This window comes from Thermaerobacter composti (assembly GCF_033582035.1).
Classification (GTDB): domain Bacteria; phylum Bacillota; class Sulfobacillia; order Thermaerobacterales; family Thermaerobacteraceae; genus Thermaerobacter; species Thermaerobacter composti.
The window spans coordinates 2822368-2839581 of the sequence record NZ_CP132508.1 but is presented as its reverse complement, the minus strand read 5'-3'; the positions used below and the strand labels follow the sequence as shown (position 1 = coordinate 2839581).

The following is a 17214-nucleotide window of genomic DNA, read 5'->3' as shown; positions in this document are numbered from 1 at the left end:
TAATCCCGGGGATTGTCCACACGGGCGGGGGCGCCGCTGGATCCCGGGGTGACCAGGCGCGGCGCACCCGCGGTCGTCCGTGTAACGTTTCGGTAGGTGAGGGTCGAGGCAAATAGAAAAGGCCTCACCCGGAGGCTGTCCCTGCATCGGGACGGCTTCCCCAGCGGCAGTCGGAGGGTGAGGCCCCATGCTCAGCATACACGCTGTGCGCGAACTTTTCCTCCAGACATTGCGGGAACTGGCGGAGCTGGTGACGGAGGACCGATCGTTTGGCGAACTGGAGGAAGCCGTTCAGCGGCTCAGCGGCCGGCTGACACTGCGGCTGCTGGAGTGGGTGTTGGCCGGGATCGATGAGCGACTGATGCAGGAGCGGGACCCGAGCCGATATGAGTGCCTGGACACGCGGGAGCGGGTCCTGGACACGCCGCTGGGCGAGTTGCAGGTGAAGCGACGTTACTACCGGGACCGGGCGACGGGCCAGGGTGTGTTCTTGCTGGATGAAGCACTGGGCTTGGAATCGCGGCGGCGACTGTCGCCGCGGCTGGAAGCGCTGTGCCGGCGGCTCGCGACGGAGATGCCGTATCACCGAGCGGCGGCGGTCCTGCGGGAGTTGACGGCGGGGCAGGCACCGGCGCGGGCGATGACGGTGTGGCGGGCGTCCCAACGGGCGGGGCGCCGGTTGAAGGAGGCGGCGGAGCGGCTGCGGCGGTCGGTGTTCGTGGAGGGCCAGGTGCCGGAAGGCCGGCGCCGGAGTGCGCAGCTGCATGCCGAAGCGGACGAGGTTTATCTGCGGGGTCGAGGGCAACCGGTGGTGTTGAAGCTGGGGGTCGCGTACGAAGGCAAGCAAGCCGTGGGTTCGAACCGGCAAGCGCTGCGGGAGCGGCGGGTCGTGGCGGGGGTGATGCCGGGGACGGCCTTTTGGGAGCAGGCGAGCGCCTATTGGGGGACGCACTGGGATCTGAGCGCGGTCCAGGCCTGTTACCTCGGAGGCGATGGGGCGCATTGGGTCAAGCAGGGGTTGCAGTACTTCCCCCGCGCGTGTTACCGGCTGGATCCGTTCCACCTGCGGAGAGCCCTCCGGGAGGCGTTATCGCCTTCCGAGGAGACGTACGCCCAGGTGTGCCGGGCCATCGAAGCGGGGGATTGGGCGGGCGTGGAGTCGGCGCTTCGCCAGGCGCTACGGGGGCGGCGTGGTCCGGCGCGGGAGCGCTTGTTGCGGCTGCGCGGCTACTTGCGGGAGCACTGGGACGGGATTGTGGCTTCTGGGGAAGCGCCGCGGCTGGGGGCGATCGAAGCAGAAGTCTTTCACGTCCTTGCACGACGGATGAAACGGCATGGGGCGTGTTGGAGTGAACGCGGCGCCGACCACTTGGCGCGGCTCTTGAGCGAACGCGTGGACCCCCACTGGCGCGCGGTCCTCGGCGGCCGGCCCCTGCAGATTTCGCCCGGCGTGCGGCAGGCGACACGCCAGGCCGTTCAGCGCGTGATGCGCCAGCTCGAGGAGGACCCAGCCCGTTGGCTGCGTGCCCGCATCCCAGCGCTCACCGGGCCGCATGCGACCAAACCCTGGGTTCAGGTGCTGCGCGACCTGGCCCATGTCCACGCACCGGTGGCTTGACAGCCGATTCACCGCTGGGGGCACCCACCGGAACGTGACACGGACCCGCGGTCCACCCGTGTGGACAGGGGCACACGATGGTGCTAAAATCAAGGACGCGCACGGCCGGCGGGCCGTGCATGGCGTCGTCGGCCCGCCGGAGCGACCGCCGGCGACGCGCGGGCGTGGCGGAATGGCAGACGCGCCAGACTTAGGATCTGGTGGGCTCGTCCCGTGGGAGTTCGAGTCTCCCCGCCCGCACATCGCCCGCGACGTCCTGGCGGGCGGTCGCACCGTCGCAGGAGAGCATGCGGGAGTAGCTCAGGGGTAGAGCGTCTGCTTGCCATGCAGAAGGCCGCGGGTTCGAATCCCGTCTCCCGCTCCATCCGGTGGCGCCCGCCGCGCTGGCATCGGCAGGGCGCCACCATCGTATTGGGCTGCCTGGGTCGGTCGGGTCGGCGCGGGGGCACGGGTCGGGCGGCGCCCGGGCTGCGCCGCGCCAGGGGGCAGCCGACAGGGCCCGGGGCGCGGCTGGCGGTTTGGGGTTGGCGCGAGGTGGCGGCGCCCGATCGGCGGCGGGACAGCAGCCCGAGCCGCGGCGCGGCGCCCGGTCGGCGGGGTGGCAGGGCGCGGGCCGCGGCCCGGTGGCGCGGGGGGCCTGCGCGGCGCCCGCCCGTCGATTGTCACGGCCCATGCCTTGTGGTAGACTGCCTTGGTCCCGTTGGGCGGAGGTCACGCCTCCGGCACCGCCCGTGCCGGCCCCGTGCCGAGGAGGATGGGCGACGTTGAGGGCGACGGTGGAGAAGATCGAGAACCGCCGGGCGACGTTGCGCGTGGAGGTGGAGCCCGAGGCGGTGGCCCGGGCGCTGGACCGCGCCTACCGCCACCTGGTGCGCCACGTGCAGATCCCGGGCTTCCGCAAGGGCCGGGCGCCCCGCTTCCTGGTGGAGCGCCACCTGGGCAAGGCGGCGCTGTACGACGAGGCGCTGGAGCACCTGCTGCCGGACGCGTACCGGCAGGCGGTGGCGGAGACCGGCATCGAGCCCATCGACCAGCCGGAGCTCGAGATCGAGGCCTTCAGCGAGGAGAGCGGCTTGCGCTTCAAGGCCGAGGTCGAGGTCAAGCCGGACGTGGAGCTCGGCGACTACCGGTCGGTGCGCGTCGAGGTGCCGCCTGCGACCGTCACCGCGGAGGACGTGGACCGGGAGCTGGAGCAGTGGCGCCAGCTCCACGCCACCCTGGAGCCGGCCGGTGAGGACGCCGTGGCGGAGAAGGGGATGGTGGCCGTCCTCGACCTGGCCGGGACCCTGGATGGACAGCCCATTCCGGGCGGCCGCGCCGAGGACTACTCCGTCGAGCTGGGGTCGGGGCGCCTGGTGGACGGGGTGGAGGATCGGATCGTCGGCATGCGGGTGGGGGAGGAGAGGGACATCCCCGTCACCTTCCCCGACGACCACCCGGAGGAGGGTCTGCGGGGCAAGACCGCCACTTTCCGCGTCCGGCTGAAGGAGCTCAAGCGCAAGCAGCTGCCGACGCTGGACGACGACTTCGCCCGCGACGTGGCCGGGGTGGCCAGCCTGCAGGAGTTGCGCGAGAGGGTCGAGAAACAACTGACCCGACTCGCCGAGGAACGGGTTCGGGCCCAGGTGCGACGGCAGGTGGTGGAGAGGGTCGTGGCCGGCGCGCGGCTGGAGGTGCCGGAGACGCTGGTGCGGCGTCGGGTGGAGGAGCGGCTCGCCACCCTCGAGGACCAGCTCCGACGCCAGGGCGATGACCTGGAGGGCTACCTGCGGTCCACGGGCCAGACCCGCGAACAGCTGGAGGAGTCGCTCCGGCGCGCGGCGGAGGACGACGTCCGCACCGACCTGGTCCTCGACGCGGTGGCCAAGGCCGAGGGGATCCAGGTCACCGACGCCGAGGTCGAGGCGGAGCTGCGCGAGCTGGCCGCGGCCCTGGACGAGCCCCTGCCCAAGCTGCGCGAGCGGTTCCGCCGCCTGGGGCTGATGGATGGCGTGGTGGCCAACGTCCGTCGGCGCAAGGCGGTGGACCGCCTGGTGGCGCTGGCCACGGGCCAGCCGGCGGCGTCGGAGGCCGCGGCCGGGCAGGGGGCCGCCACCGCCGGTGCCCGCGCGGAGGCGGGCGCGGCGTCCGGTGTCGCCCCCGTCCAGGCGGGTGACGACGTCCAGGGCGACGCCGCGGGCCCGACCGCAGCGGAAGCGGCCCACTGATCGGGCGCAAGGGTTGACGACGACCGGCCGCAGGGAGGGCGCCACGGCGCCGGGTCCCGGGCCGGTTCGGATTCCTGGGGCGGTGCGGGCGGCCCGGGATCGGGCCAATATAATAGACACCGAAGCTGCGCCTCCGGGCGGCCGGTTCGTCCCCCTCGGACCACGAGCCGGGCCGGAGACCGGCAGGTTCCCCGCGGGCGCACCGCCGGCTTCGGTGGGCGAGGGCGAGGTGGGCTGGGATGAACCTGGTGCCGTACGTCATCGAGCAGACCAACCGGGGGGAGCGGGCCTACGACATCTACTCGCGGCTCCTCAAGGACCGCATCGTCTTCATCGGCACGCCCATCGACGACGTGGTGGCCAACTCCGTGATCGCCCAGCTGCTGTTCCTCCAGACCGACGATCCCGACCGGGACATCTCCATCTACATCAACAGCCCGGGCGGCAGCGTGGACTCGGGGCTGGCCATCTACGACACGATGCAGCACATCAAGCCCGACGTCGCCACCTACTGCGTCGGGCTGGCCGCCAGCATGGCCGCGATCCTCCTGGCGGGCGGGGCGAAGGGGAAGCGGTACGCCCTGCCCCACTCGCGCATCATGATCCACCAGCCCCACTCCCAGGTCGGCGGGACGGCGTCGGACGTGAAGATCTACGCCGACCAGCTGCTGAAGCTGCGGCAGGTGGCCAACGAGATCCTGAGCAAGCACACGGGGCAGCCGCTGGAGCGGATCGAGCGGGACACCGAGCGCGACTTCTTCATGACCGCGGAGGAGGCCAAGGCGTACGGGATCATCGATCACGTCCTGGAGCCGCGGCCCAAGCGGTCGGACGGGTGAGCCCGGCAAGAGAGGGGTCGTCATGTTCAAGTTCACCGACGAGAAGGGCCAGCTGAAGTGCTCGTTCTGCGGCAAGTACCAGGACCAGGTCAAGCGCCTGGTGGCGGGGCCGGGGGTCTACATCTGCGACGAGTGCATCGAGCTCTGCAACGACATCATCGAGGAGGAGCTCAGCGAGGAGGCCGACGTCGAGCTCAAGGACCTGCCCAAGCCGGCGGAGATCAAGGCCTTCCTGGACCAGTACGTCATCGGCCAGGAGCGGGCGAAGAAGATCCTGGCGGTGGCCGTCTACAACCACTACAAGCGCATCCACCTGGGCGGGCGCATCGACGACGTCGAGCTCCAGAAGAGCAACATCCTGATGATCGGGCCGACGGGCTCGGGCAAGACCCTGCTGGCCCAGACCCTGGCGAAGCTGCTGAACGTGCCCTTCGCCATCGCCGACGCCACCTCGCTCACGGAGGCGGGCTACGTGGGCGAGGACGTGGAGAACATCCTGCTGAAGCTCATCCAGGCCGCCGACTACGACATCGAGCGGGCGGAGCGCGGCATCGTCTACATCGACGAGATCGACAAGATCGCCCGCAAGGCGGAGAACCCCTCCATCACCCGCGACGTCTCGGGGGAGGGCGTGCAGCAGGCCCTGCTCAAGATCCTGGAGGGCGCGGTGGCCAGCGTGCCGCCCCAGGGCGGGCGCAAGCACCCCCACCAGGAGTTCATCCAGATCGACACCACCAACATCCTCTTCATCTGCGGCGGCGCCTTCGAGGGGCTGGACAAGATCATCGCCAGCCGCATCGGCCGCCGGGTCATGGGCTTCGGCGCCGAGGTGCGCAGCAAGCGGGAGACCAACGTGGGCGACATCCTGCGCCACATCATGCCCGAAGACCTGCTGAAGTTCGGCCTGATCCCGGAGTTCATCGGGCGCCTGCCGGTGATCGCGACGCTGGACGCCCTGGACGAGGACGCCCTGGTGCGCATCCTCACCGAGCCCAAGAACGCGCTGGTCAAGCAGTACCAGAAGCTGCTGGCGCTGGACAACGTGGAGCTGGAGTTCGAGCCGGCGGCGCTGCGGGCCATCGCCCAGGAGGCGCTCAAGCGCAACACCGGCGCCCGCGGCCTGCGCGCCATCGTCGAGGAGCTGATGCTGGACCTGATGTACGAGCTGCCCAGCCGCGACGACGTGGCCCGGGTGGTGATCACCGAGGAGACCGTGCGCCAGCGGCGGGAGCCGATCATCGTCACCCGCGAGCGGCTGAAGAAGCAGGAGGAGACCGCCTGATCCCCCGGGGCCCGAGCCGGGCCCGGCGGGCGAGGGCCGGGCAGCGGACGGCGCGGGGTGAAGCCGGCGGGCCGGGCAGATACTAGGGGCGGTACCCGGGGCGCGGGCCCGAGGGCCGGGGCCGCAGGCCCCCGCGGGACCCGCGTCCCACCCAGCAAGCGCGCGGCAAGCGCGAGGGGAGCCCGCCGGCCATGGACTACGGGAGCATCTTCACCTTCGTCCAGTTCCTCTTCGCGGTGGTGATCGGCCTCTACTTCTGGAACCTGCTCAAGGCGCAGCAGGGCAGCAAGGTGGCGGTGCGCAAAGAATCCCGCAAGGAGCAGGATCGCCTGGCGTCCCTGCGCTCCATCGCCCTGACCGAGCCGCTCGCCGAGCGAACGCGTCCCCAGCGCTTCGAGGACATCGTCGGCCAGGAGGAGGGCCTCCGCGCCCTGCGTGCCGCCCTCTGCGGCCCGAACCCGCAACACGTGCTGATCTACGGCCCGCCGGGCGTGGGCAAGACGGCCGCGGCCCGCCTGGTGCTGGAGGAGGCCAAGCGCAACCCGCGCTCGCCCTTCCGGCCCGATGCGGCCTTCGTGGAGATCGACGCCACCACGGCGCGCTTCGACGAGCGCGGCATCGCCGACCCGCTGATCGGCTCGGTCCACGACCCCATCTACCAGGGGGCCGGGCCGCTGGGGGTGGCGGGCATCCCGCAACCCAAGCCCGGGGCGGTCACGCGGGCCCACGGCGGCATCCTGTTCATCGACGAGATCGGCGAGCTGCACCCGGTCCAGATGAACAAGCTGCTCAAGGTGCTCGAGGACCGCAAGGTGATCCTGGAGAGCGCCTACTACAACCCCGACGACCCCAACCTGCCGCCCCACATCAAGGACGTCTTCGAGAACGGGCTGCCGGCCGACTTCCGGCTGGTGGGCGCCACCACCCGGATGCCCGACGAGATCCCGCCGGCCATCCGCTCCCGCTGCGTGGAGATCTTCTTCCGGCCGCTGACGCCGGAGGAGGTGGGGCTCATCGCCCGGCGGGCGGCGGCGCGCCTCGACATGCCGATGGACGAGGGCGCCGTGCGGGTCATCGAGCGCTACGCCCGCAACGGCCGCGAGGCGGTGAACATCGTCCAGATCGCCGCGGGGCTGGCGGACACCGAGGGGCGGCGCCGGGTGACCGCGGCCGACGTGGAGTGGGTGGTCAACACCGGTCAGTATGTGCCGCGGCCGGAGCGGCGCATCGCGGACCGGCCGCAGGTGGGCGTGGCCCACGGCCTGGCGGTGTACGGGCCCAACCTGGGCACGCTGATCGAGATCGAGGCGGTGGCCTCCCCGGCGGCCGCCCCGGGTCAGGGCCGCATCACCCTGACGGGCGTCATCGACGAGGAGGAGTTCGGCGGCGGGGGCCGCCCCTTGAAGCGGCGCAAGAGCACGGCCCGCGGCTCGGTGGACAACGTGCTGACGGCGCTGCGGCGGCTCTTGCCGGTCCACCCCGCCGACTACGACCTGCACGTCAACTTCCCCGGCGGCATCCCGCTGGACGGGCCCTCGGCCGGCGCCTGCCTGGCCGCCGCCCTCTACTCCGCCCTGACCGGCCTGCCCGTGGACAACCAGGTGGCCATCACCGGCGAGGTCACGGCCCGCGGGCTGGTGCGGGCCGTGGGCGGCATCCAGGCCAAGGTGGCCGCCGCGCGGCAGGCGGGGGCGCGACGGGTGATCCTGCCCCGGGAGAACTGGCAGGAGTCCCTGGACCGCTGCGGCCTCGAGATCGTGCCGGTGAGCACCGTCGAAGAGGTGCTCCGGGCCGCCCTGGTCCAGGACGAACCGGCCCGGCACGGTGGCCGGGAGGAGCTGCCGGCCGCGGTGCTGACGGCGGCGGCGCGGGGCCTCACGACCTGAGGGCGGCCGCGCCGCCCGCGGCGTCGCGGCGGGCCGTGGCTGCGTCGCGCCGCCCGCTCCGGGCGCGCCCGGCCGACCCTGGCGCCGGCGCCGTCGGCGTTCCCTGGCCCGGGCGCGCCGCCCGGGCCGGTTCGTCCCCGTCGCCGGGCCGGTCCGTCCCGGGCCGGCGTCCCCTGACGGTCCTTCCGCAAACTGCTTGTGCCCGTCCGGCAGGAAGGTCGCCCCCCGGTCCCGAACCCAGGCCGCCGCGAGATGCGGCGGCGAGGGGGCTCCCCCGCCGCCGCGGCCCTTGGGAACGAGGGGAACCGGGTCGTGGCGAGCGGCATGCCGATCCGGGGGCGGCGGGTCGCCCTCACCCCGCTGGCCCCCTCCGATCTGCCGTGGCTGGTGGGCTGGGAAGCGGACCCCGAGGTGACCCGCTTCGCCGGACGGCGCTTCCGCGACACGGCGGAGGCGCTGGCCTGGTGGCGGGCGGTGCAGGCCGATCCCCGGCGGGCGGCGCTGGCCATCCGCACCGCGGCGGGCCGCCTGATCGGCGACGTGGAGCTGGTGGAGATCAACTGGGTGCGCCGGGAGGCGGAGGTGCGCATCCGCATCGGCGACCGCGCCCATCGCGGCCAGGGGCTGGGGCGCGACGCCCTGGAGGCGGCCGCCCGCTACGCCGCCGATCTCGGCTTGCGGCAGCTCTTCCTGCGCGTCGACGTGCGCAACGTGGCCGCCCTCCGTTGCTATCGGGCGGCCGGCTTCCACCGTCGGGCGCGGTTGCGGGCCGGACGCCGCCGGGCGGAAGGCGTGGTGGACATGTACCTGATGGTGCGCCTGCTGCCGCCGGCGGCGAGGGAGCGACGGGCGGTCCACGGATGAGGGACGGCGCGGTCCGCGGGCCGGCGGGAGCGGACCCGTCGTCAACGGTCTTGTAAGCATCTCGTAAACCCCCCTCTACAGGATCGCGGCCCCCACGGCCCGTATGGTCCCTGGCGAGGACGATGCGGCGCCGCGCCGTGGCATCGGGCCGCGCGAGGGACCGTCGCATCCAGCGCGGGCGGAACCGCCCGGCCACGTCCCGGGGCGGCCGCGGCGGTCGTCCCGCCCCTGGCGGTGCGCCAGGCGTGGGAGAGGAGTGGGGACATGACGCTCGGGGTCCGCGACCTGCGCAAGCGCTTCGGCGCCGTCGAGGCCCTGCGCGGCGTCACCTTCCGCGTGCCGGAGGGGGCGACGTGGGGGCTCCTGGGGCCCAACGGGTCGGGGAAGACCACGACGATGCGCATCCTGCTGGGCATGGTGCCGCCGGATGCGGGGGAGGTGACGTGGCAGGGACGCCCCGTCGCCCGGTGGCCCCGGAGCCTGTGGGGCTACCTGCCCGAGGAGCGCGGGCTCTATCCGAAGCTGCCGGTGCGGGAACAGCTGGCGTACCTCGGCCGCCTGCAGGGGTTGTCCGCTCGGCAAGCCGCCGCCGGCGCCGACCGGTGGCTGCGCCGGCTGGGCATGGCGGACGCGGCCCGGCGGCGGCTGGAGCAGCTCTCGAAGGGCAATCAGCAGAAGGTCCAGTTCGCCGCGGCGGTGGTGCACGAGCCGGCGATCCTGCTGCTGGACGAGCCCTTCTCCGGCCTGGACCCGGGCAACGCCGCCACGCTGAAGGAGGTGCTGCAGGAGCTGCGCGGCGACGGCCGGACGATCCTGTTCTCCAGCCATCGCCTCGACCACGTGCGGGAGCTGTGCGACGGGATCACGCTGGTCCACGACGGCCGGGGGTCCTGCACGGGACCCTGGAGGAGGTGGTCGCCCCCTTCCGCGAGCCGCGGATCCGCGTCCGGCTGGCGCGGCCGCTGCCGGCCGACGCCCTGGCGCGGTTGCCGCTGTCGCCCCGGCCGGTGGAGAGCGAGGTCCTGGCCTTCGACCTGCGCGACGGAGCGGGGGCGCGGGGAGCGGGGGCGGCGGGGCCGGCCCCCTGGCAGGATCCCGCGCTGGCCGACCTGTGCTGGCGGCTGCTGGCCGCCATCCTCCAGCACGTCCCGGTGGTGCGGTTCGAGTGGGAAGAACCGGACCTGGAGGCGATCTACATCCGGCTGACGGGCCGGCGCCCCGGCGCGTCGGCCCCGCCGGACGGGGAGGGCGAGGCCGGTGTCGCGTGAGCGGGCGCCGGTCCCGGGGGTGCGGCGTCCCCGGCGGGCGCCACGGACCGCCGTCGTGGCGGCCCACGAGTTCCGCGCCATCGTGCGCAGCGGCGCGTTCCTGGTCGCCGCCCTGGCGGGCGTGGCGCTGATCGCCCTGATGAGCTTCGCGCCGGCGATCCTCGCCTTCTTCGACCGCAAGGGGGTCCGCGACGTGGCGGTGGTCGACCCGGGGGGCGCCACCTACGAGGCCTTGGCGGCCGCCGTGGCCACCGCGGGTCCCGAGGAGCTGGGCTTCCGGGTTCGTCGCGAACCGGGACCCGCCACCCCCGAGCGGGTGCGCCAGCTCTTGCGCGACGGCCACGTGGACGCGGTGCTCGCGGTGCGGCCGGGGGAGGGGCCCGCGGGGGAGGCGGCCTTCGTCCTAACGACCGCCACCGCGGACGACGCGCTGGCGCCGCTGTAGCAGCAGGCCCTGACCCCGGTGGTCGGGGCCTGGCGCAGCGCGCAGCTGGGCCTGTCCCCCGACCAGTGGCGGGCGCTGACGGCGGAGCCGGCGCTGCGGGTCGAGGTGCTCGACGGGGGTCCGCGGGCGGACGGCAACCCGGTGGTCCGGTTCTTCACCAGCTACGGGTTGCTGTTCCTCCTCTACGTCCAGGTGGCGGGGTACGGCGCGGTGCTGATGAACGGGATCGTCATGGAGAAGGCCAACCGCGTGATCGAGGTGCTCCTGGCCGCCGTGTCGCCCTCGACGCTGATCTTCGGCAAGCTGGCCGGCGTCGGGCTGGCAGGGCTGGTCCAGGTGCTGGGCTGGGCGCTGGCGGGGCTGGCCGTCGCCGCCTGGCCCGGCGCCCAGCGCTGGGGCGGTGGCGCGGACGGCGGGACGGGCGGGCTGCTGGTGGTGCCGCCGGAGGCGTGGATCGCCTTGCTGGCCGCCTTCCCCCTCGCCTTCCTGATCTACGGGGCGCTGTACGCCGTGGTGGGCGCCATGTCCGGCCGCACCGAGGACGCGGGGCAGCTGCAGATGCCGGTGACCCTGCTCCTGACGGTGGCGTTCTTCGCTGGGGTCAGCGGCCTGGGCAGCCCCGACGGCGCCGTGGTCCGCTGGGCCGCCTGGATCCCGCCCGCAGCGCCCATGGCCCTGCTGGTCCGACTGGTCCAGGGGCGGGCGGCGTGGTGGGAGGTGGCCGGCGCCACGGCGTGGACGGTGGCGGTGGCGGTCCTGCTGCTCCTCTTGGCCGGTCGCGTCTACGCCCGGACCGCCCTGCGCATGCAGCGCACCGGCTGGCTGGAGTTGCTCGGCCTCGCGCGACGGCGCGCGGTCTCCGTCGACCGGTGACGCGGCGATCCTGTGACAGAGCGCTTGGCAGGCCGTGTCCCGGGCACCCGGGCGGGGACGTGGAGGTGCTGTGGACGCTGCCCTGCGGCGGGCGCGGACCTTGACAGGGCCCGCTGCGCTCCCCCTACACTACAGTCAACGTCATGTCGTCGACGGGATGGGGCGTCGTCGCCCGGCGCTGCGGTTCGTCGCCGCGCCGCGGGGCCGGCGGTCGCCATCCGTCGACGGACCGGCGATGACGGGGAGGAGTAGGGGCCGCGCCCCGGCCAGAGAGGGGCGCCCGGGGGCTGGGAGGCGCCCTCCGCAGCGGCGGGCCCCGAAGTCGCCCCGGAGCTCCCGCGTCGATCCCGTCCGCCTGGGCGGTCCGACGACGGCGGCCGTCTCGGGCGGGCGGGGGTAGGCCGGGCGGGTGGCGCCCGTGAGCGCGCCAGCGAGCGCCTCGCCGGCGTCCGTCGCCCCGCACCGGGTCCACCGGGAGGCGGGCGGCTGGCGAGGCGGAAGAAGGGTGGTACCGCGAGAGGAGGGCCTCTCGCCCCTTGTGGCGAGGGGCCCTTTGACTTGGGCCGGAAAGGAGCGGGATCCATGCGGACTCGTGCCGACCGAGGGCCGGAGGCGGCCAGCGGCGGGACCGGCGGGAGCGCCGGGACCGGTGGGGAGTCCCGGGCCGGGTCCGAGGCGGCGGCCACGGCGGAGACGGTCGCCAGCCGGCCGGCCGAGGGGGCGGCGGGCGGGGCGAGAAAGGCCGCGGCGGCCGGCGGGGCGTCCGCTGCCACCCCGCAGGCCACGGCCGTGCTGCCGCCCCGGTATCGTCCCCAGGACTTCGAGGAGGCGATGTATCGCCTCTGGCTGGATCACCGGGCCTTCCACGCCGACCGGGATGCGCCGGGTCCCGTCTTCTCCATGGTGATCCCGCCGCCCAACGTGACGGGCAACCTCCACATCGGCCACGCCCTCAACAATACCCTCCAGGACATCCTGGCCCGCTGGCACCGCATGCAGGGGGACGTCACCCTCTGGGTGCCGGGCACCGACCACGCCGGCATCGCCACCCAGCACGTGGTCGAGGTGCGCCTGGCCAAGGAAGAGGGCCTGCGGCGCCAGGACCTGGGCCGGGAGCGGTTCCTGGAGCGCGTCTGGGCGTGGAAGAACCAGTACGAGGCCAACATCCTCGGCCAGCTCCGCCGCCTGGGCGCCTCGGTGGACTGGGACCGCCTGCGCTTCACCATGGACGAGGGCTGCAGCCGCGCCGTGCGCGAGGTCTTCGTGCGGCTCTACGAGAAGGGCCTGATCTACCGCGGGGACTACATCGTCAACTGGTGCCCCGTGTGCCACACGGCGCTGGCGGACATCGAGGTGGAGCACGAGGAGCGGGAGGGCCGGCTCTACCACCTGCGCTACCCGCTGGTGGACGGCGACGGCGCCATCCAGGTGGCTACGACCCGTCCGGAGACCATGCTGGGCGACACGGCCGTCGCCGTCCACCCCGACGACGACCGCTACCGCCACCTGGTGGGCCGGCGCGTGCGGCTGCCCCTGGTGGGGCGGGAGATCCCCATCATCGCCGACGAATCGGTGGACCCCGAGTTCGGCACCGGCGCCGTGAAGGTGACGCCGGCCCACGACCCCGACGACTTCGCGATGGGGCGTCGCCACGGCCTGGAACGGGTGCAGGTCATCGGCTTCGACGGGCGCATGACCGAGGCCGCCGGGTCGCGCTACGCGGGCCTGGATCGCCAGGAGGCGCGTCGCCGGGTGGTGGCGGATCTGGAGCAAGGCGGCTACCTGGTGAAGGTGGAGCCCCACCACCACAGCGTGGGCGTGTGCTACCGCTGCGGGACCGTCATCGAGCCGCTGGTGTCGCGGCAGTGGTTCATCCGCATGAAGCCGCTGGCCGAGCCGGCCATGGAGGCGGTGCGCACGGGCCGCACCCGCATCGTGCCCGAGCGGTTCACCCGGGTGTACCTCCACTGGCTCGAGAACGTCCGCGACTGGTGCATCTCCCGCCAGATCTGGTGGGGCCACCGCATCCCCGCCTGGTACTGCCAGCGGTGCGGGGAGACGGTGGTGGCGCGGGAGGACCCGGAACGGTGCCCGCGCTGCGGCGGCGCCGAGCTGCACCAGGACGAGGACGTGCTGGACACCTGGTTCAGCTCCGCCCTGTGGCCCTTCTCCACCCTGGGCTGGCCCGACGAGGACAGCCCGGACCTGCGCCGGTTCTACCCCACCTCGGTGCTGGTCACCGGGTACGACATCCTGTTCTTCTGGGTGGCGCGGATGATGGTCATGGGCCTGGAGTTCATGGGCGACGTGCCCTTCCGCACGGTGCTGCTCCACGGCCTGGTGCGCGACGCCAAGGGGCAGAAGATGTCGAAGTCCCGGGGCAACGTGGTCGACCCGCTGGAGGTGATCGACAGGTACGGCGCCGACGCCCTGCGCTTCACCCTGGTGACGGGGCTGGCGCCCGGCAACGACGCCCGCTTCGCGTGGGAGCGGGTCGAGGCCAGCCGCAACTTCGCCAACAAGCTCTGGAACGCCGCCCGGTTCGTCCTGATGAACCTCGCGGACTTCGATCCGGCGCAGGGCGAGCCGGCGCGGGACAACGCCGCCGACCGCTGGATCCTGGCGCGCCTCGACGCGGTGACGGCGGAGGTGCAGCGGCTGCTGGAGGCCTTCGAGCTCGGGGAGGCGGCCCGGGCGCTGTACGACTTCATCTGGGACGAGTTCTGCGACTGGTACATCGAGCTGGTCAAGCCGCGCCTGGCGGACACGGCGGGCGGCGGTCACAGGGCGGCGCCGGGGACGGAGCAGCCCGCGGCACCAGCAGCCGGTGCCGCGGCAGCGACCGGTGGCGCCGCGGCCGCGGTCCCGCCAGCAGCCGCAGCGGACCGGGCCGGGGTGCCCGCGGGATTTGCCACGGGTTCCGCGGCGGGCGCGCCGGCCGCGAGCCGGTACGCCGCCCAGTACACCCTGTGGCAGGTGCTGGAGCAGACCCTGCGCCTGCTCCACCCCTTCATGCCCTTCATCAGCGAGGCCATCTGGCAGCGGCTGCCGCGACCCCAGGGCGCCCCGGCGACCCTGGCGCTGGCGCCGTGGCCGCGCCCGCGGGGGAGGGCGGCAGACGGCGAGGAGGAGGCGGTGATCGCCCGCTTCCAGCGGGTGATCGACGCCATCCACGGCCTGCGCAGCATCCGGGCCGAGTTCCGCGTGCCGCCCGGCCGCAAGGCCCACGTCCTGATCTATGCGGACGAACCGGCCCAGGCGGAGGCCTTCGCCGAGCAGGCCGAGGCGATCCGGCGGCTGGCCGGCGTCGACCGCCTGGAGATCCACACGGGCCGCGGTCCGCGACCGGCCCAGGCGGCCGCCTACGTGGGGCCGGGGGTGGTGGCCTACATGCCCCTGGCGGGGCTGATCGACCTGGAGGCGGAGCGCCGGCGCCTGCGCCGGGAGCGGGAGCAGGTGGAGGCCGGGCTGGCGCGGGTGCGCGCGAAGCTCAGCAACGAGGGTTTCCTCCGCCACGCCCCGGCCGAGGTGGTGGAGCAGGAACGCCAGCGGGAGCGGGAGCTGGCCGCGCGGCTGGAGCTCCTGGGCCAGCGGCTGGCGGAGCTGGGCTAGCAGCGGGTCCGGGCCGAGGGTGCGCTCCAGGCGGCGATGCGGCGGCGGAGGCCACCGGCCTCCGCCGCCGCATCGCGTGCGGGGCCGTCCCGGGGTCGCCCTGGGGTCGCGCGGCGCACGGGCCCAGCCGCCCGCCCCGGGCCCGTCGACGGGTGGGAAGGCGGCACCCCCAGGCTTGTGGAAAACCCTGGAATATCGCAAGATAATGGTGGCCATCATCACTTTTCGACAACCGGGAGGCGACAGCGTGGGCGTACCGAAGAAAGGGACCGGCCTGAGGGCGACGGGAAGGGAGACGGATCGGCATGCGACGGCGGGGTGGCGGGTGGCGCGCGGTGGCCGCCGTGCTGATCGGCAACGGGTTGGGCAACCTGGTGGCCGACCATGCGGCCGGTCTCGGGCTGCCCTGGCTGAGCCAAGGGCTAGGGCCCGCCTTCGGCCCCGCGACGCTGCGCGTCCCCCATCTGGGGGCGGTCACCCTCGGCCTGCACCTGGACGTCACCGCTGGCGGCCTGTTGGGGATCGTGGCTGCCCTGCTCTGGTTGGGGCGACGGCGTTGAGCGCCGCCGGTCGGGCCGCCGGTCGCGAGGGGGTCGGCATGCACCGGCGGCCGTCGGCGCAGGGCCGGTTCGTCCGGAGTTCGGTCCCGGCTGCGTCCGTGGGGGGGTGGGGCCGGTGAGCGGGATCGGGCCCAGCCGACCGCTGGTCCTGGCCTCCGCTTCGCCGCGGCGGGTCCAGCTCATGCAGATGCTGGGGCTGCCCTTCACCCAGGACCCGTCGCACCAGGAGGAGCCCCTGCCGGAGGCCCTGCCCGGGGCGCTGGATCCCGCCGCCTGGGCGATGCGCCAGGCGGTGAGCAAGGCGCGGGACGTGGCCCGGCGCCACCCCGGCGCCCTGGTCATCGGCGCCGACACCGTGGTGGAGGTGGACGGGCGCCTGCTGGGCAAGCCACGGGACCGCTCCGACGCGGTGGCGATGCTGTCGACGCTGGCCGGGCGCGAGCACCGCGTGGCGTCGGGCGTCGCCGTCGTCGACGCCGCCACGGGGCGGGAGGCGACGGGCAGTCGTCTGACCCGGGTCTGGATTCGCCCCTTGGCCCAGGAGGAGATCGAGGCCTACGTGGCGACGGGGGAGCCGATGGACAAGGCCGGCGCCTACGCGATCCAGGGGCTCGGGGCGACCCTTGTTGCCCGCATCGACGGGTGTTACTTTAACGTCGTTGGCTTGCCCCTCCCCTTGCTGGCCGATCTCTTGGCCCAATTCGGCGTTCGCGTCCTGGCGGTCCGCGGTGCGGCGACGCTGCGGGGAGGCGGCAGCCGATGAGGCGGTCGCCCGGGGGACGAGCCCCCGCTGCCCACCGGCTCCGGCGGCCGCGCATCAAGGACCTGCCCCCGTCGGATCGTCCGCGGGAGCGGTTGCTGGCCGGCGGGGCACCGGCTCTGAGCACCGCCGACCTCTTGGCCATCCTGATCGGTTCGGGCACGGGCAGCGGCGAGTCCGCCCTCGACCTGGCCCGCCGGGTCCTGGCCTACGGCGTCGGCGGCTGGGATGGGCGGGTGGGCGAGCCCGCCGTCCCGCCGGGCGACGGGGGGCGGGCGGCGCGTGGGGTCGCGCCCCGCCGCCGCGCCCACCGGGTGGCAGGCGGCGGGAGGGCCGTCGAGGTGCGAGGTGCCGGCGGCGGAGCTCGGCCGGTGGGGGAGTTGGACGCCCTCCAGTGGCTGGCCGCGGTGCGAGCGGAGGAGCTCTGCCAGATCCCCGGCATCGGCCCGGCCCGCGCCGCCCGCATCGCGGCGGCCGTGGAGCTGGGCCGGCGGCTGGCCGCGGCGCCACCGGCGCGACCCCGCGTGCGGTGCCCGGAAGACGTGAGCCGGTTGCTGATGGCCGGCATGAAGGACCTGGACAGGGAACATTTATACGTGGTCCTCTTGAACACCAAACATTATGTACTAGGTGTGGACTTGATCTCGATCGGTACGCTCAACGGGTCCATGGTGCACCCGCGGGAGGTGTTCCGCGCCGCCATCCGGCGCGGAGCGGCCGCGCTGATCCTGGTGCACAACCACCCCAGCGGCGACCCGACGCCGAGCCCGGAGGACGTCCAGGTGACCCGTCGCCTGGTGGAAGCCGGGCGCATCGTCGGGATCGACGTGCTCGACCACGTGATCATCGGCAACCGGCGATACGCCAGCCTGCGCGAGGCAGGCCTGGTGGGGGAGACCTGAGGCGGGGCGGCGGGGGCCGTGCACCGGAACGGTCGGGGACCGGCGGCACGGCCGCCGGCGGCCGCTCCGCCGCGGGCGCGGCAACGCGGACCACGAGG

General features: G+C 73.9%; 13 protein-coding genes and 2 tRNA genes. All 15 read left to right on the top strand.

What is annotated here, in order from left to right; genetic code table 11:
• Positions 1 to 187: 187 nt before the first annotated feature.
• The 15 genes from Q5761_RS11505 (at position 188) to radC (ending at position 17116) form a co-directional block, all read left to right on the top strand.
• Entirely contained in the window at positions 188 to 1618 is a 1431-nt protein-coding gene (locus Q5761_RS11505; protein WP_318750665.1) for an ISLre2 family transposase, read from the top strand.
• Positions 1619 to 1776: 158 nt separating this feature from the next.
• Positions 1777 to 1858: transfer RNA gene (locus Q5761_RS11500), tRNA-Leu, on the top strand.
• 49 nt (positions 1859 to 1907) lie between these two features.
• Positions 1908 to 1982, top strand: a tRNA-Gly gene (locus Q5761_RS11495).
• Positions 1983 to 2382: 400 nt separating this feature from the next.
• Positions 2383 to 3825, top strand: a complete 1443-nt coding sequence (gene tig / locus Q5761_RS11490; protein ID WP_167758837.1) for a trigger factor — start codon at positions 2383 to 2385, stop codon at positions 3823 to 3825.
• Positions 3826 to 4064: 239 nt separating this feature from the next.
• Positions 4065 to 4664: an ATP-dependent Clp endopeptidase proteolytic subunit ClpP gene (gene clpP, locus Q5761_RS11485; protein ID WP_135224481.1), complete on the top strand. Its 600-nt coding sequence runs from the start codon at positions 4065 to 4067 to the stop codon at positions 4662 to 4664.
• Positions 4665 to 4686: 22 nt separating this feature from the next.
• Entirely contained in the window at positions 4687 to 5946 is a 1260-nt protein-coding gene (gene clpX, locus Q5761_RS11480; protein ID WP_135224480.1) for an ATP-dependent Clp protease ATP-binding subunit ClpX, read from the top strand.
• A 191-nt stretch (positions 5947 to 6137) separates the two neighbouring features.
• The gene (lonB, locus tag Q5761_RS11475; RefSeq protein WP_135224479.1) at positions 6138 to 7832 is read left to right on the top strand and encodes an ATP-dependent protease LonB; all 1695 of its coding nucleotides are present in this window, start codon (positions 6138 to 6140) and stop codon (positions 7830 to 7832) included.
• Positions 7833 to 8144: 312 nt separating this feature from the next.
• Positions 8145 to 8696: a GNAT family N-acetyltransferase gene (locus Q5761_RS11470; protein WP_243123661.1), complete on the top strand. Its 552-nt coding sequence runs from the start codon at positions 8145 to 8147 to the stop codon at positions 8694 to 8696.
• Positions 8697 to 8960: 264 nt separating this feature from the next.
• Positions 8961 to 9902 carry an ABC transporter ATP-binding protein gene (locus tag Q5761_RS11465; protein ID WP_135224478.1) on the top strand — a complete coding sequence of 314 codons (942 nt, stop codon included), beginning with the start codon at positions 8961 to 8963 and terminating at the stop codon, positions 9900 to 9902.
• Between the two features lie 51 nt (positions 9903 to 9953).
• Positions 9954 to 10409, top strand: coding sequence for a hypothetical protein (locus tag Q5761_RS11460; protein WP_318750664.1), 456 nt, complete (start codon positions 9954 to 9956; stop codon positions 10407 to 10409).
• An 18-nt stretch (positions 10410 to 10427) separates the two neighbouring features.
• On the top strand, positions 10428 to 11282 hold the full coding sequence (locus Q5761_RS11455) for an ABC transporter permease (RefSeq protein WP_318750663.1): 855 nt from the start codon (positions 10428 to 10430) through the stop codon (positions 11280 to 11282).
• Positions 11283 to 11864: 582 nt separating this feature from the next.
• Positions 11865 to 14894 (top strand): valine--tRNA ligase, encoded by a 3030-nt coding sequence (locus tag Q5761_RS11450; RefSeq protein ID WP_256369295.1) that lies wholly within the window; start codon positions 11865 to 11867, stop codon positions 14892 to 14894.
• A gap of 305 nt (positions 14895 to 15199) precedes the next feature.
• Positions 15200 to 15454, top strand: coding sequence for a 2-keto-3-deoxygluconate permease (locus Q5761_RS11445; RefSeq protein WP_135224476.1), 255 nt, complete (start codon positions 15200 to 15202; stop codon positions 15452 to 15454).
• Positions 15455 to 15569: 115 nt separating this feature from the next.
• Positions 15570 to 16217: a Maf family protein gene (locus Q5761_RS11440; protein WP_135224475.1), complete on the top strand. Its 648-nt coding sequence runs from the start codon at positions 15570 to 15572 to the stop codon at positions 16215 to 16217.
• Positions 16214 to 17116 carry a RadC family protein gene (gene radC / locus Q5761_RS11435; RefSeq protein WP_135224474.1) on the top strand — a complete coding sequence of 301 codons (903 nt, stop codon included), beginning with the start codon at positions 16214 to 16216 and terminating at the stop codon, positions 17114 to 17116. Before Q5761_RS11440 ends, radC begins: the two co-directional genes overlap by 4 nt.
• Positions 17117 to 17214 lie beyond the last annotated feature (98 nt).

Excerpts from the sequence above, each read along its gene's own strand:
- Q5761_RS11505 (WP_318750665.1), top strand. The coding sequence starts at position 188 with ATGCTCAGCATACACGCTGTGCGCGAACTTTTCCTCCAGACATTGCGG.
- clpP (WP_135224481.1), top strand. The coding sequence starts at position 4,065 with ATGAACCTGGTGCCGTACGTCATCGAGCAGACCAACCGGGGGGAGCGG.
- clpX (WP_135224480.1), top strand. The coding sequence starts at position 4,687 with ATGTTCAAGTTCACCGACGAGAAGGGCCAGCTGAAGTGCTCGTTCTGC.
- lonB (WP_135224479.1), top strand. The coding sequence starts at position 6,138 with ATGGACTACGGGAGCATCTTCACCTTCGTCCAGTTCCTCTTCGCGGTG.
- Q5761_RS11465 (WP_135224478.1), top strand. The coding sequence starts at position 8,961 with ATGACGCTCGGGGTCCGCGACCTGCGCAAGCGCTTCGGCGCCGTCGAG.
- Q5761_RS11450 (WP_256369295.1), top strand. The coding sequence starts at position 11,865 with ATGCGGACTCGTGCCGACCGAGGGCCGGAGGCGGCCAGCGGCGGGACC.
- Q5761_RS11445 (WP_135224476.1), top strand. The coding sequence starts at position 15,200 with ATGCGACGGCGGGGTGGCGGGTGGCGCGCGGTGGCCGCCGTGCTGATC.
- radC (WP_135224474.1), top strand. The coding sequence starts at position 16,214 with ATGAGGCGGTCGCCCGGGGGACGAGCCCCCGCTGCCCACCGGCTCCGG.